The organism is Arthrobacter sp. EM1, assembly GCF_029964055.1.
GTDB lineage: Bacteria > Actinomycetota > Actinomycetes > Actinomycetales > Micrococcaceae > Arthrobacter.
In genome coordinates, this window is record NZ_CP124836.1 from 2069518 (window position 1) to 2084138 (window position 14621).

The following is a 14621-nucleotide window of genomic DNA, read 5'->3' on the forward strand; positions in this document are numbered from 1 at the left end:
CTCACTCCTCATTCTCGGTGTCAAGGGCGCTTTCCTTAAGCGGCTTGGGCCGGCGGCCGCTGACGGATTCAGTCCAGATGCCGGCTTTGCGCTCGGCTTCGAGCTCGGCGCGGGCCGCAGCCTTGGCCTCGCGGCGCTCCACCTGTTCATCGCGCTTTTGGCCACGGGTGGGGCGGTCGCCGATATCGGCAAAGCGCACGTCGGTTCCGCGGGGTGCTGCCAACAGTTCGGCGCCGGCCATCATGGTCGGCTCCCAGTCGAAGACGACGCCGTCGTCTTCACCGATGACCACCATGTCGCCCGGGGTGGCGCCCTGTTTGAACAGCTCGTTTTCTACGCCGAGCTTAGCCAGTCGGTCAGCAAGGTAGCCGATAGCCTCCTCGTTGGTGAAGTCGGTCTGCTTGACCCAGCGCACGGGCTTGTCGCCGAGGACGCGGAACAGCGGCTCCAGGTTCTTCTCCTCGCGGCGGATTTTGAAGCCGGACTCGTTGACGGCGCGAGGTTTGAGTACCGGGGCGTGGACCTTCGGCGGCGCGGCAGCAATGGCGTCGCGGGCAGCCTGGACGATCTCGCCCATCGCGAAGCCAAGCTGGCGGAGACCTTCGTGGCTGGTCGCCGAAATTTCGAAGACCTTGAAGCCGCGGGATTCGAGTTCGGGGCGGACAAATTCTGCCATGTCCTTGCCGTCCGGGAGGTCGACCTTGTTCAGGGCGATCAGGCGCGGGCGCTGGTTCAGCGGAACAACTTCACCGTCGGAACCGGCATAGCTCATGTCCACCGCGTATTTGTCCAGCTCGGCTTCGATGACGGCGAGGTCCGAGAGCGGATCGCGGTCTGATTCGAGCGTGCCGCAGTCGAGCACATGCACCAGGGCGGCGCAACGCTCAACGTGGCGCAGGAAGTGGTGGCCGAGGCCCTTGCCTTCGCTGGCGCCTTCGATCAGGCCGGGGACGTCGGCGATGGTGAAGCGCACCTCGCCGGCCTGGACCACACCGAGGTTCGGGATCAGGGTGGTGAACGGGTAGTCGGCGATTTTGGGCCGGGCGGCAGACATCGCGGCAATCAGGCTGGACTTGCCGGCGGAGGGGAACCCGACCAAGGCAATATCGGCGATGGATTTCAGTTCCAGGACAACGTCACTGGATTCGCCTTCGATGCCGAGCAGGGCGAATCCCGGGGCGCGGCGTTTCTGCGAGGAGAGCGAAGCGTTGCCCAGTCCACCGATGCCGCCGGCCGCGGCGATGTATTCGGAACCCTCACCGACCAGGTCTGCGAGGACCCTGCCGTCCTTGGACTTGACCACGGTGCCCTCGGGAACCGGGAGGATCAGGGTTTCGCCGTGCTTGCCGGCGCGCCAGTCGCCCATACCGGGTCCGCCGTTGGTGGCGTGGCGGTGCGGGGCGTGGTGGTAATCGAGCAGGGTCGTGGTCTGGGGGTCCACGCGCAGGATAACGTCGCCGCCGTTGCCGCCGTTGCCGCCGTCGGGACCGCCGAGCGGCTTGAACTTCTCGCGGTGAACGGAGACACAGCCGTGGCCGCCGGTACCGCCGGATACGTGCAGTACTACCCGGTCTACAAAGCTCGCCACGTGGATCTCCTCAGTGCTGTTCCCGTAAGCGTGCAAAGACGCTCAGGATGATTGTAATGCGGTTAAAACACCGGTGGAGCGGACCTAATGGCCCGCCCCACCGATTTAAAACGTAGGTACTACTCTGCAGCTGCTGCAGCCACAATGTTCACAACGCGACGACCGCGGCGGGTGCCGAACTCGACGGCTCCGGGAGCCAGGGCGAACAGGGTGTCGTCGCCGCCGCGGCCGACGCCGGCGCCCGGGTGGAAGTGGGTTCCACGCTGGCGGACGATGATCTCGCCTGCGGAAACTACCTGACCGCCGAAGCGCTTGACGCCGAGGTACTGGGCGTTCGAGTCACGACCGTTGCGAGTGGAACTCGCGCCTTTTTTATGTGCCATTTGGAAATGCCTGCCTTAAAATTCTGGGGAATCTGCTGAAAACCTGAACAGTAACGAGTAGTTACTTGATACCGGTGATCTTGACCTTGGTCAATTCCTGACGGTGACCCTGGCGCTTTTTGTAACCGGTCTTGTTCTTGAACTTCTGGATGACGATCTTGGGACCGCGAAGGTCCTCAAGGATCTCAGCCGTAACCTTTACCTTGGCCAGGTCCGAAGCAGCAGACATGACCTTGTCACCGTCTACCAGGAGCAGTGCGGGCAACTCAAAGGTGCTGCCGGCTCCACCGGGGACGCGGTTCAGGGTAACGAAGTCTCCAACGGAAACCTTCTCTTGCCGGCCGCCTGCGCGGACAATCGCGTACACCACTGGGGAACTCACTTCTCTCGACGTTTATTACTAGATTTGCGTGCGGAACCTGGGTCCAAAGTTGATGGTCCGGCTCACGCTGTGCCTCTACGCCGGTGGGTTCCCCGGGGGAACCCATGAGCTATCCCGTGGACATTCGCACCTGAAATCAAGTGGAGCGTCCTCAAGGTCATAACCCAAGTGTTGGCGTAAGCACCGAAGATCTAGACTACGCTAATTTTGCCTTCGGCCGCAAATGAGGCTGGTTCCGAAGGGAGGTACGTGATAGGTGACACCCTGTATGGACAGGACGTAGCCGCAACGACTTCCGGAACCGCGCCTCCCTATCGTACAGGCTCCCTGCTGTCCCGCGGCTCAGGCGTGCACGCGCGGCGCGTCGAAGAAGTCCACTTCGTAGCGGGCGGACTGCCGGAAGGCCACGGTCATGGCGTCCCGTTCGCCGGGTGAGGCCGCCCGGGCTGCGGTGTCGGTGTGGGCGATGGCCTGCCGGGTGGCGTCGGCGAACTCCGGATCGGCGTAGGTGCGCAGCCACGCGGCGTAGGGGTGCGATTGCGGCGCACCCGCGGCGAGGAACCGGTTGTGCAGTGCCTGTCCCACCTCGGCATAGAGCCAGAAGCACGGCAGTACCGCAGCGATCAGCACTCCGTAGCTCCCGGTGACCGAGGCGGCCAGAAGGTGGTCTACGTAGGACTTGGTGACCGGTCCGAGCGTCCGCTCCGCCGTGCGTCCGCGCAGCCAGGTCCGGTGCAGTTCGGCTTCGACGCTGAGGCAATTCTGTGCGGAGCGGGTCCAGAAGAGCTGTTCGTCTTCCGTGGGTGCGATCGCGGCGGCCCGGGAGAGGACCCGCGAATAGCCGTTCAGGTACAGGGCGTCCTGTCCGAGGTAGTACGCGAAGTCCTGCTCCGGCAAGGACCCGTCCGCCAGGGCCGTGATGAAGTCCAGGCCGTAGATGGCCTCGAGGTCGGCAGCAGCGGTTTCCCGCAGCCCACGGGCGAATTCACCCGCGGCAGGGACCCGGTGCAGTTCGCCGCCGCCGGCACCCGTACCGTGATGGGCGGTCTGATGCTGGACATGGTGGAAGTGATGGACCGGGCCGTTGCCGCTGCCGACGTCGAGGTCCGCCGAGGTGCGCAGCGCCCCTTCCAGCCACGGCTTAACTTCCCGCAAGGCGGCCTCCCAGTCCCCGACCCGGGCCTGCACGGTCGCCATCGCCGCGGACAGTGAGCATCCCGTTCCGTGGCTGTTGCTGGTGCGGACCCGCTCCCCCGGTACTACTATGACGTGCCGGGCCAGGACCCCGCAGGTGTTGACGAGCGCGTCCGGGCAGCCGTCGCCGTGCTCGCCGGCTCCGCCCGCAGCGCCGGTGCCGTCGAGGTGGCCGCCCTTCACCAGGACGGTCGTGCCGGTGCCGGCGGCAAGCCGCTTGCCCTGTTCCAGCGCCGCAGCCCAGTTGCCGGCGACGGGTTCGTTGAGCAGAATCGCGAGTTCGGCGAGGTTCGGCGTGATCAGGTCCGCGTAGGGCAGCAGTTCTTGCAGCGCCGATTCGGCGGGCGCCTGCAGCAGCCGGTCACCGCTTGTGGCCACCATCACGGGGTCCAGCACCACAATGGCGGGCCTGACCTTCGCCAGCCAGGTCCGGACGGCGTCGATCACGGCGGCGTCCCCCAGCATCCCGATCTTGACGGCGTCGATCCGGATGTCGGCGCTGACCGCGTCAAGCTGGGCGGTCAGGAAATCTGCCGGCGGGACGTGGATGGCGCTGACGCCGCGTGTGTTCTGTGCGGTCAGGGCGGTGATGGCGGCCATGCCGTAGCCGCCATGCGCGGCAATGCTCTTCAGGTCCGCCTGGATCCCGGCACCGCCGGAGGGGTCCGAGCCTGCGATCGTGAGCACCCGCGGGATCCGGGATGCCGGGGCTGCGGGGACAGCGGGAAGAAACGGGGAGGCGGCGGTCATGGGAGACATCCCTTCGCCGGTGCTAACCGGACAGGTTCAACGGGTCTGGATCTCAGCCGGCTCGATGCGCGGCACCCCGTGTCAGGGACCAAGCCTAGCCGCATCCTTTAACGAAGTCGCGGGCACGGCCCGAACCTGGCGTATTGCTACGCGGCCCGGACCGCACCCGCGGCCTTCCCGAACTTTCTTGGGGTTAGAGTTCCGAGGCCGGAACGCCGACGCCGAGGATAATCGGTTCGTTTGTGGCCGGTTTGGCCGCCGGCGTTGTTGCTGCTGCCGGGGCCTTTGCCTCGTGTACCGAAACGGCAGCCTGCGGCGCCGCCCGGCGCTGCTCTACCGAGGTTTCGTTGGCTGCTCCCTGCGCGCGGCTGGCGCTGCGGTTGCGCCGTCCGCGGCGGGCACGGGAGGCGCCGGCCTCGGGGGCCGCCTCCGTCTGGGAGCCTGGCGCCTGGGCGCGGCCCGGGCCGGTTCCGCCGGCACGCGCCGGAGCCGCCGGTGCAGTCCGGGCTGCGGCCGCCTTCGCAGCCGGTGCAGCGGGATCCGCCGCGGAGACTTCCCCGCTGTCACCCAGCTGGGCGAAAGCCTCGGTCAGCAGGTCCATGGTCAGCGCGGGCGCACCCGACTCGTCGGCATGCTCCACAAACGGCAGTGCGACTTGTTCGCCGCCGAAGGTCAGCACGGCGCCGGGACGTCCGGCAGCCTCCTCCGTTGCGGCCAGCTCGACGGCTGCCTCAACAGCGGCCTGGCGGACCCCGGCGTCGACTCCCGTGGCCGCTTCATCGTCATGCAGATGGGCAGCATGCGCCGCCGCAGCGATATTCGCCAGCGCGTGGCGGGTCGCCTCGGCCTTGGCATGGCGTTCGGCGTCGGTGGGCTCGGGGTGCGCTGCGGCCGGCACCGACTGTTCGTCCGTGCCCTGGCCGCCCCGTCCGCGGCGGCGGCTCTTGCGTTCGGTCCGCGGGGGGGCAGGCTGCTCCGCACGGGGAATGTGATGCTCGGCGGCAACGACGTTGGCGCGGCGGTGCTCCACCGGCTCGTCGTGGGTCACAATGCCGCGGCCGGCGCAGGCCTCGCACTGTTCGCCGAAAACTTCCAGCAGCCCGGTACCCATCCGCTTCCGCGTCATCTGCACGAGGCCCAGCGAAGTCACCTCCGCGACCTGGTGTTTGGTCCGGTCCCGGCCCAGGCACTCCACCATGCGGCGCAGTACCAGGTCCCGGTTCGATTCAAGCACCATGTCGATGAAGTCGATCACGATAATGCCGCCGATGTCGCGGAGCCGGAGCTGCCGGACAACTTCTTCGGCCGCTTCGAGGTTGTTTTTGGTGACGGTTTCCTCAAGGTTGCCGCCGCTGCCGGTGAACTTGCCGGTGTTGACGTCCACCACTGTCATGGCTTCGGTGCGGTCGATTACGAGCGAGCCGCCGGAGGGCAGGAAAACCTTGCGGTCCAGTGCTTTGTGGATCTGCTCGTCGATGCGCCAGGCACCGAAGATGTCCGAGTCCTTGGTCCATTTCTCCAGCCGGCCGACAAGGTCGGGGGCTACGTAGGTGACGTAGGCCTCGATGGTGTCCCACGCTTCCTCACCGGAGACGATCAGCTTGGAGAAGTCCTCGTTGAAGACATCACGGACTACCTTGATGGTCAGATCGGGTTCGCCGTAGAGCAGTTCGGGGGCAAGGATCTTAGTTGAGCTCGACTGGCCCTCGATCCCTTCCCACTGGGCACGGAGCCGGTTGATGTCGTGCGTGAGTTCTTCCTCGGACGCACCCTCCGCGGCGGTGCGCACAATAACGCCAGCATCCTCGGGCAGGCGGTCCTTGAGGATCCGCTTGAGGCGGTTGCGTTCGACGTCGGGCAGCTTGCGCGAGATTCCGGTCATGGAACCGCCGGGTACGTAGACGAGGTAGCGGCCGGGCAGCGAGATCTGGCTTGTGAGGCGGGCGCCCTTGTGCCCGACGGGATCCTTGGTGACCTGGACCAGCACGGAGTCGCCGGACTTCAGCGCGTTCTCGATCCGGCGCTGCTTGCCCTCGAGGTTGACGGACTCCCAATTGACCTCGCCGGCGTACAGCACGGCGTTGCGGCCGCGTCCGATGTCGACGAAGGCGGCTTCCATCGACGGCAGTACGTTCTGGACCTTGCCCAGGTAGACGTTGCCGATCAGGGAATCCTGCTGGGTCTTCGAGACAAAGTGCTCGGCCAGCACGCCGTCCTCGAGGACGCCGATCTGGATTCTGTCATCGCGCTGGCGGACGATCATTTGGCGGTCCACCGATTCGCGCCGGGCCAGGAACTCGGCCTCGGTGATGACGGTGCGGCGGCGTCCGGTATCGCGGGATTCGCGGCGGCGCTGCTTTTTCGCCTCCAGGCGGGTGGAGCCCTTGAGCGAGGTGACACGGTTGTTCACCGGAGCCTCGCTGGCTGTGCGCGGCGCGCGGACGCGCGTCACCGTGTTGGGCGGGTCGTCGTCCTCCCCGCCGGTCAGTTCCAGATCCTGCTCGCCGCGACGGCGGCGGCGACGGCGGCGGGAGGTCACGCCGTCTTCGAGCTGCTCGCCAGTGCCTTCTTCAGCGTCATCCGCGTCGTCGGATTCGTCTTCGGAACCCGGTTCGCTCTCAGCTCCACGGCTGCTGCGGCCGCGGCGACCGCGGCTGCGGCGACGGCGGCGGCTTCCGGCGTCCTCGCTCTCGCCTTCTTCGTCGTCGTCGTCGTCAGCTTCCGCTGCGGCGGCAGCCGGGGCCGGGACAGGGCGGGCCGCGGCGGCCAGGTCGGGTGCCTGGAAGATCATCGAGGTGACCGCTCCCGGCTCCATGAACAGCGAAGCGGCAGCCGAGGCTTCCGCCGGGGCTTCAGCAGCCGGGCTTTCAGTTGCCGGGCTTTCAGCTGTCGGGGCGGCTGGGGCTGCTGCCGGGGCCTCGGCGGCAGTTTCATCCGCGACCGGGCTGGCGGCGGCGGTAACGCCTGCGGTTTCCGTGGCGGCGGCTTCCGGTTCCGCACTGGCGGCCCCGTCAGCTGCGGTCCCTGCGGCCGGGGCCTTGGCCTTGGCGCGGCTGGCGCGGCGACGGACGGGCTTTTCGGCCGGGGCGTCGGCGGCCTCGGCTGCGGCTGTCATTCCGGCAGGGACATCAGAGGGAACGTCCGGGGTCTGTGCCGGGTCCGCAGCAGGAACGGATTCGGCCGGCTCGGCTACCTTGCGGGCACGTGAGCGGCGGGCGGGGGCCTTGGTTTCGGCGGCCGGAGCGTCCGGCACCTCCGCGGGGACCGCGGTGTCCGCGACGGTCTCCGCGGCGCCTGTACCGCTTTTGGGAAGGGTCTTGCGGCGGGTCCGGACGGGCCGTTTCGGCGGTGACGCGGCCGCTGATTCATCAGCTGCCCCGGCACTTGCGGCCAGCACGTCTTCGTTGCCTGTTACAACCTGGTCATTATCCATATATGGCGACACTCCTGCCCCTGACATGCCGCCACATCCGGCACCCGTTGGGGCAAATATTTGTCAACACCCGCGGGCATTGACAGAAGTCAATTGAATACCCTCAGGTTCGCACCGGCAGTGGGGTGCGGCAGCCCTGGAGAGCCGGCGGAATTGCTCTGAAACCCGTTGATCTACACACCACAACCAGGTGCCGTCCAATGGCATTGCGGGACAGCCTGGATCAGAGGATCCGTGGCTCCCTGCTCATCATTGGCGGTCTTGGGAACAAAATCGCCGGACCGGGACCCGGATGTGGATCGGGTTCCAGCCACGATCATTGTCTCACAGGACACGTCCGAGCAGGCGTAAGCGGGGCATCCGGCCTGCACCGTGGACCGAATCCCCCATGAAGGCAACAGCGTCCGGACTCCCTCCAGGGTCCGGCGATACAATCGGACCAGTTGCATCCAAGCGAAGGACATCCATTCCATGCCCAGCATCTCCAGCGCCACCGACGAGGCAGCCGTGCGGCAGCAACGCCGCGGCACCTCAGCCGACGCACGTCAGCTGCCGCCGATGACCCGCGACCGCCCGTTCGCGTGGCTCCTGCTGATCACCGGCGTCGTTGGCTGGCTGGCCTCCGGGGCCCTGGTGCTGGAAAAGCTCGAGGTACTCAAGGATCCGAACCATGTAACAGTCTGCGATGTGAACCCATGGATCTCCTGCGGGCAGGTTATGCAGACCTGGCAGGGTTCGGTGTTCGGCTTCCCCAACATGCTTATGGGGATCGTGGCCTTTGCGGTCATCATCACCACAGCCATGGGAATCCTCTCCGGAGCCGCGTTTGCCCGCTGGTACTGGCTGGGCTTGCAGGCCGGCGTGACCCTTGGCTTCGGTTTTGTGGTCTGGCTTTGGTCGCAGGCGCTGTACTCCATCCATATCCTCTGCCCGTTCTGCATGATCGTCTGGGCCGCCATGATTCCGCTCTTCGTCTGGGTCACAGTCCGCAACGTAACGCACGGCGTGATCAGGCTGCCGGCGGGCCCAACCAGGATCCTGGGCGACTCCGGCTGGGTCATCACCGCGCTGCTTTACGTCGCAGTGGTTGCCACCATTTTCTTCGCGTTTATCCAGGTCTTCATCGGAACCTCCGGCTACTGAACCGAAGTACACCGGTTAACCGCCGCGAGGTGACAGCTAAGGCCAATGTTCGACTCGAACATTGGCCTTAGCTGCCACCTCGCGGCTGGGCGGTCAGGAACCTAGAACCAGATCTTGATTTCGCGCTCCGCGGACTCCGCCGAGTCCGAGCCGTGGACGAGGTTCTGCTGGACCTTCAGGCCCCAGTCGCGGCCGAAGTCGCCGCGGATGGTGCCCGGCGCCGCCGTCGTGGGGTCGGTGGTGCCGGCGAGCGAGCGGAAACCCTCGATCACGCGGTGTCCCTCGAAAATCGCGGCTACTACCGGACCGCTGAGCATAAACTCGACGAGCGGCTCGTAGAACGGCTTGCCCACGTGCTCCTCGTAGTGCTGCTCCAGCAGTTCGCGGCTCGCATCAACCTTCTTCAGCTCGGCCAGGGTGTAGCCCTTGGCTTCAATCCTGGCGATGATGCTGCCTGTCAGGTTGCGGCTAACGCCGTCGGGCTTGATCAGGACGAGGGTGCGCTCAATGCTCACAGCTGCTCCAATGTGTAGGGGTGGGGTTCGGAAATAAGTCTAGTTGCTTTGGCCCTAGGGGTGGGATGCGTCCCAGGCGGCCTGGTCGTGGTCCCGCTGGGCGGCTTCCCGGTCAATCCGGATGCCGGTGCGGATGCCGTACCACCAGGCCAGCGCGAAGAGGCCACCGACCAGGAACATCGCCGGTTCCAGGATCCCTGCCAGGATCAGCACGATTTGCAGGATCCAGCCCAGCGCCACACCCCACGGCCGGGAAAGCACGGCGCAGGTGAAGGCGTAGATGAGGCTCAACGCGATGCCAACGGAGAAGATCAGGACCGGCGGGAATTCGTCCCGCCGCAGCCCGAACACGGTAAGGGTGCCGAAAAGGATCACAAACGCTTCAAGGAGCAGCACCGTGGAGGCGAACATAACCTTGGTGGAGCGGCGTTTTTTGGGCATACCGGGGCGCCACTCGCGCTGGGCCTTGGTAAGTTTCGCCATGGTCTACGCGTCCGCCTTTCCGAGCAGGATCCGGGCTTCGGCGACGAGCGTGATGGAGCCGGTGACCAGGACGCCGCCGGCGAGATCGTCATTGGCTTCGGCGCGTTCCACCGCCCATTCGAGGGCGTCGTCGAGCTTCTCGGCCACGTGGATGGTGTCCTCGCCGTACCCGAGGTCCACCGCGAGTTCCGCAAGGTCCTCGGCCGGCACGGCGCGGGGCGAATTGGACTGGGTGAAGCAGTACTCTGCGGAGAGCCCGCCTAGGGATTCCTTGAGTTGGCGCAGGATTTCCTCGGCGTCCTTTTCCCGCAGCACGCCGACCACCACCACAAGCTTTGTGAAGCTGAACGCTTCATGGATGGCTTCGGCCGAGACCCTGATACCTTCGGGGTTGTGCGCGGCGTCCACGATGATGGTCGGTGCGGTCCGCACCACTTCGAGCCGGCCCGGCGAGGTGACCGAGGCGAAGGCCTCCTGCACCAGCCCGGGGTCGAGCGGCTTTTCAGCGCCGAAGAAAGCCTCCAGCGCAGCGATCGCGACGGCCGCATTCTCGGCCTGGTGGGCCCCGTGCAGGGGCACAAGAAGGTCCTCGTAGCGGCCCGCGATGCCCTGGATGGTGACCATCTGGCCGCCGACGGCGACGGTGCGGTTTTCGACGCCGAACTCAACGCCCTCAAAGCGGAACGGGACGGCCGTTTCCTTGGCTTTCTCCAGCAGCACCTGGGCCGCGTCCCGGGGCTGCGCGGCGCTGACCAGGAAGCCGCCCGGCTTGATGATGCCGGCCTTTTCGTGGGCGATCTCCTCGGTTGTCTCGCCCAGCAGGTCCGTGTGGTCCAGCGAGATGGGCGTGACCACAAAGACCTCGCCGTCCCCGACGTTGGTCGCGTCGGTGATCCCGCCCAAGCCAACCTCAATGACGGCTACGTTGACCGGCTGGTCGGCGAAGACTGCGAAGCCCAGTATGGTGAGGCATTCGAAGTAGGTCAGCCGGGGCTGGCCCGCGGCCTCAAGTTCGCTGTCCACGATGGCAAGGTAGGGCCGGATCTCGTCCCAGATCCGAACGAACGTCTCATCCGGCACCGGAGCGCCGTCGATGCTGATCCGTTCGGTGACCTTGGACAGGTGCGGGCTCGTGTAGCGCCCGGTGCTCAGGCCGTGGGCGCGGAGCCCGGCCTCGATCATCCGGGCAGTCGAGGTCTTTCCGTTGGTGCCGGTGACGTGGATGATCGGGAACGCCTTGTTCGGCTCCCCCAGGATGTCCATCGCCCGGTGCAGCGGGGCCAGCCGCGGCTCCATCTTGTTTTCCGGGGCACGCCCCAGCAGCTCGGCGTAGACACTTTCTACGGAGAATTCGTCGGTCATGGCTTAGGCCTCAATTTTCTCGACGGCGATGTGCAACTCGGTGCCGTCTCCGTTGGAGGACAGCCCGAGTTCCACGGTGAGCGTTTCGGTGGATACCAGGTTTTCGTGCACCCGGATGGCGTCGATGACGTCCACGGGCGCCGCGACGGTGGTCCTGATCCGGTCGCTGACATTGAGCCCGGCATCCTTGCGGGCCTGCTGGATGCTACGGACCATGTCCCGGGCCAGGCCCTCGGCCTCGAGCTCGGGTGTGACCTCGGTGTTGAGCACCACAAACCCACCGCCCGGGAGCACGGCTGCCGCGCGGGAACCGGCGCCTTCAGCGGCTTCGGCGACGACGGTTTCCAGGGTGTATTCCTGCGGCTCAAGATCGAGCCCGCCGACGGTCACAACACCTGCCTCGCTGACTGACCAGTCGCCGGACTTGGCGCCCTTGATGGCCTGCTGGACGTTCTTGCCCAGCCGCGGCCCGGCGGCCCGGGCGTTGACTACGAGCTTCTGCTCGATCCCGAACTCCGCCGGCGAGGCGCTCCCGGCGTCGAGCAGGCGGACGGACCGCAGGTTCAGTTCGTCGGCGACAACACCGGCGAAGCCCGCCAGCGCGTCGGCGCCCGGTGCCACAACAGTGAGTTCCTGCAACGGCAGCCGGACCCGGAGGTTGGCGGCCTTGCGCAGTGAGGATCCGGTGGAGCAGATCTGCTGGATCTTATCCATCGCCTCGACGAGTCCCGGGTTGGCCGGGAACAGGTCCGCGTCCGGCCAGTCGGCCAGGTGCACGGAGCGCCCGCCGGTGAGGCCGCGCCAGATCTCCTCGGAGACCAGTGGCAGCAGCGGGGCCGCGACCCGGCACACCGTCTCCAGCGCCGTGTAGAGCGCGTCGAAGGCGTCGGGGTTTTCGTCGAAGAAGCGCAGCCGGCTGCGGCGGACGTACCAATTCGTGAGCATGTCCAGGTAGCTGCGCAGTTCATCGCAGGCGCCGGAGATGTCGTAGCTGTCCAACTGGGCGGTCATGTTCCGGACCAGGCCGCCGGTGTTGGCCATCAGGTACTGGTCCAGGGTGTCGGCGTAGCCGTCGTGGCGCAGCTTGGCATCGTAGCCAGACGCTGTTCCATCCACTGCGTTCGATGCGTTCGTGTACAGCGTGAAGAAGCTGTAGACGTTCCACAGCGGCAGGATGACCTGGCGGACGCCCTCGCGGATGCCCTGCTCGGTGACTACGAGATTCCCGCCGCGCAGGATCGGGCTGGACATCAGGAACCAGCGCATCGCGTCCGAGCCGTCCCGGTCCAGGACCTCGGAAACGTCAGGGTAGTTCTGCAGGCTCTTGGACATCTTCTGCCCGTCCGAGCCCAGGACGATGCCGTGGCTGATGACGTTGCGGAAGGCGGGCCGGTCGAACAGCGCGGTGGAGAGGATGTGCAGCATGTAGAACCAGCCGCGGGTCTGGCCGATGTACTCGACGATGAAGTCCGCCGGGTTGTGGGTGTCGAACCATTCCTCGTTCTCGAACGGGTAGTGGACCTGACCGTAGGGCATGGACCCGGAGTCGAACCAGACGTCCAGAACATCCTCGACCCGGCGCATGACGGATTGGCCTTCCGCCGGGGTCCGCGGATCATCCGGGTTCGGGCGGGTCAGTTCGTCAATGAACGGCCGGTGCAGGTCGACCTGGCCGTCGTTGTTTAGCGGCAGGCGGCCGAAGTCGGCTTCGATCTCGGCGAGCGAGCCGTAGACGTCGGTGCGCGGGTAGTCCGGATCGCTGGACTGCCAGACCGGGATGGGGCTGCCCCAGTAACGGTTCCGGCTGATCGACCAGTCGCGGGCGTTGGCGAGCCATTTGCCGAACTGGCCGTCCTTGACGTTGCCCGGGATCCAGTTGATCTCCTGGTTGAGCTCGGACATCCGGTCCTTGAACTTGGTGACCTCCACGTACCAGGAGGACACGGCACGGTAGATCAGCGGGTTGCGGCAGCGCCAGCAGTGCGGGTAGCTGTGCTCGTAGCTGGCCTGGCGGACCAGGCGGCCCTGGGCGCGAAGTACCTGGGTGATGGGCTTGTTGGCTTCGAAGACCTGCAGCCCGGCGATCCCGGCGAGGTCGCCCTGGCCGAACAGCGGCAGGAACTTCGCCCCCTCGTCGACCGAGAGGACCACGGGGATCCCGGCTTCTTCACAGACTTTCTGGTCGTCTTCACCGTAGGCGGGTGCCTGGTGGACGATGCCGGTGCCGTCGGTGGTGGTGACGTAGTCCGCCACAAGAAAGCGCCAGCCGTTCTCGGTGCCGTACTTCTCAGCGTCGGAGAAGTAGTCCCAGAGCGGTTCGTAGGTCAGCCCTTCGAGCTCGACGCCGGTGTGCCGGGAGGTGACGGCGGCTTCGGCAGCCGCCACACCCTCGGCGCCGTCGCCGTAGCCGAGGTCCTTGGCGTAGGCGCCAAGGAGGTCCCCGGCGAGCAGGAAACGCCCGGTGACCGGGGCGTCGGCGGATGCGGCTTTGATCCCCTGCGGCCCGGCCGGCAGCACAACATAGGTGATGGCGGGCCCGACCGCGAGCGCCAGGTTCGTGGGCAGCGTCCAGGGTGTGGTGGTCCAGGCGAGCGCCTGGACCCCGGCGAGCTGCTTTGACAGTTCCGAGTCCCCAGCAGTGATGGGGAAGGTGACCGTAACGGTCTGGTCCTGGCGGTTTTTGTAGACGTCGTCGTCCATCCGCAGTTCATGGTTGGACAGCGGCGTCTCGTCCTTCCAGCAGTACGGCAGCACCCGGTAGCCGTTGTAGGTGAGGCCCTTTTCGTGCAGTTGTTTGAAGGCCCAGAGCACGGACTCCATGTACTCGACGTTGAGTGTTTTGTAGTCGTTCTCGAAGTCGACCCAGCGCGCCTGGCGGGTGACGTAGCTCTTCCATTCGTCGGCGTACTTCATCACCGAGGCGCGGCAGGCGTCGTTGAACTTGTCGATGCCCATCGCCTCGATCTGGGTTTTATCAGTCATGCCCAGCTGTTTCATGGCTTCGAGTTCGGCGGGCAGCCCGTGGGTGTCCCAGCCAAAGCGGCGTTCGACGCGGCGGCCGCGCTGGGTCTGGTAGCGGCCCACGAGGTCCTTGGCGTAGCCGGTCAGCAGGTGGCCGTAGTGCGGCAGGCCGTTGGCGAAGGGCGGGCCGTCGTAGAAAACGAACTCGTTGCTGCCGGGCTTTCCGCCGGGAAGGTCGGAGTCGCGCTGATCGATGCTGGCCTGGAACGTGCCGTCCTCATCCCAGTACCTGAGGATGCGCTCTTCGATCTCCGGGAACTTCACGGAGGCCGGTACACCAGAGGTGCTCGCGGCAGAGGTGGTGGCGCCTGCGCCGGACGGAGCAGCGGAGGCCTTCGGGTAGTAAGTCATCTCGACATCCTGGGTT

10 protein-coding genes and 1 riboswitch are annotated in these 14621 nt (G+C 66.2%); of the genes, 1 reads left to right on the top strand and 9 read right to left on the bottom strand.

Annotated elements, in window-relative coordinates; translation table 11 throughout:
- Window position 1: 1 nt before the first annotated feature.
- The 5 genes from obgE to QI450_RS09540 form a co-directional block, all read right to left on the bottom strand.
- Complete coding sequence (gene obgE / locus QI450_RS09520) at window positions 2-1588, bottom strand: GTPase ObgE (protein ID WP_226774571.1); 1587 nt, start codon at window positions 1586-1588, stop codon at window positions 2-4.
- A gap of 119 nt (window positions 1589-1707) precedes the next feature.
- The gene (gene rpmA, locus QI450_RS09525; RefSeq protein ID WP_069952019.1) at window positions 1708-1971 is read right to left on the bottom strand and encodes a 50S ribosomal protein L27; all 264 of its coding nucleotides are present in this window, start codon (window positions 1969-1971) and stop codon (window positions 1708-1710) included.
- A gap of 61 nt (window positions 1972-2032) precedes the next feature.
- Entirely contained in the window at window positions 2033-2341 is a 309-nt protein-coding gene (gene rplU / locus QI450_RS09530) for a 50S ribosomal protein L21 (RefSeq protein ID WP_226774594.1), read from the bottom strand.
- A gap of 354 nt (window positions 2342-2695) precedes the next feature.
- Window positions 2696-4297, bottom strand: a complete 1602-nt coding sequence (locus QI450_RS09535; RefSeq protein WP_226774572.1) for a bifunctional hydroxymethylpyrimidine kinase/phosphomethylpyrimidine kinase — start codon at window positions 4295-4297, stop codon at window positions 2696-2698.
- A riboswitch (TPP riboswitch) is annotated at window positions 4289-4386 on the bottom strand. It overlaps the preceding gene by 9 nt.
- A 104-nt stretch (window positions 4387-4490) precedes the next feature.
- Window positions 4491-7730, bottom strand: a complete 3240-nt coding sequence (locus QI450_RS09540; protein ID WP_226774573.1) for an Rne/Rng family ribonuclease — start codon at window positions 7728-7730, stop codon at window positions 4491-4493.
- 471 nt (window positions 7731-8201) lie between these two features.
- On the opposite strand from QI450_RS09540, the gene QI450_RS09545 reads away from it, so the two are divergent.
- Window positions 8202-8873, top strand: a complete 672-nt coding sequence (locus QI450_RS09545) for a vitamin K epoxide reductase family protein (RefSeq protein WP_226774574.1) — start codon at window positions 8202-8204, stop codon at window positions 8871-8873.
- Window positions 8874-8974: 101 nt separating this feature from the next.
- Here QI450_RS09545 and ndk read toward each other — a convergent pair whose 3' ends face one another.
- The 4 genes from ndk to ileS are packed head-to-tail and all read right to left on the bottom strand — an operon-like array spanning window position 8975 to window position 14605.
- Window positions 8975-9388: a nucleoside-diphosphate kinase gene (ndk, locus tag QI450_RS09550; protein ID WP_226774575.1), complete on the bottom strand. Its 414-nt coding sequence runs from the start codon at window positions 9386-9388 to the stop codon at window positions 8975-8977.
- Window positions 9389-9442: 54 nt separating this feature from the next.
- The gene (locus QI450_RS09555; RefSeq protein WP_226774576.1) at window positions 9443-9871 is read right to left on the bottom strand and encodes a DUF4233 domain-containing protein; all 429 of its coding nucleotides are present in this window, start codon (window positions 9869-9871) and stop codon (window positions 9443-9445) included.
- A 3-nt stretch (window positions 9872-9874) separates the two neighbouring features.
- Window positions 9875-11233 carry a folylpolyglutamate synthase/dihydrofolate synthase family protein gene (locus QI450_RS09560; protein WP_226774577.1) on the bottom strand — a complete coding sequence of 453 codons (1359 nt, stop codon included), beginning with the start codon at window positions 11231-11233 and terminating at the stop codon, window positions 9875-9877.
- Window positions 11234-11236: 3 nt separating this feature from the next.
- On the bottom strand, window positions 11237-14605 hold the full coding sequence (gene ileS / locus QI450_RS09565) for an isoleucine--tRNA ligase (RefSeq protein ID WP_226774578.1): 3369 nt from the start codon (window positions 14603-14605) through the stop codon (window positions 11237-11239).
- Window positions 14606-14621 lie beyond the last annotated feature (16 nt).

What these genes read in the sequence shown, in the direction of transcription:
- rpmA (WP_069952019.1), bottom strand. Translation starts at nt 1,971, where the DNA reads ATGGCACATAAAAAAGGCGCGAGTTCCACTCGCAACGGTCGTGACTCG.
- QI450_RS09535 (WP_226774572.1), bottom strand. Translation starts at nt 4,297, where the DNA reads ATGACCGCCGCCTCCCCGTTTCTTCCCGCTGTCCCCGCAGCCCCGGCA.
- QI450_RS09540 (WP_226774573.1), bottom strand. Translation starts at nt 7,730, where the DNA reads ATGGATAATGACCAGGTTGTAACAGGCAACGAAGACGTGCTGGCCGCA.
- QI450_RS09545 (WP_226774574.1), top strand. Translation starts at nt 8,202, where the DNA reads ATGCCCAGCATCTCCAGCGCCACCGACGAGGCAGCCGTGCGGCAGCAA.
- QI450_RS09555 (WP_226774576.1), bottom strand. Translation starts at nt 9,871, where the DNA reads ATGGCGAAACTTACCAAGGCCCAGCGCGAGTGGCGCCCCGGTATGCCC.
- QI450_RS09560 (WP_226774577.1), bottom strand. Translation starts at nt 11,233, where the DNA reads ATGACCGACGAATTCTCCGTAGAAAGTGTCTACGCCGAGCTGCTGGGG.
- ileS (WP_226774578.1), bottom strand. Translation starts at nt 14,605, where the DNA reads ATGACTTACTACCCGAAGGCCTCCGCTGCTCCGTCCGGCGCAGGCGCC.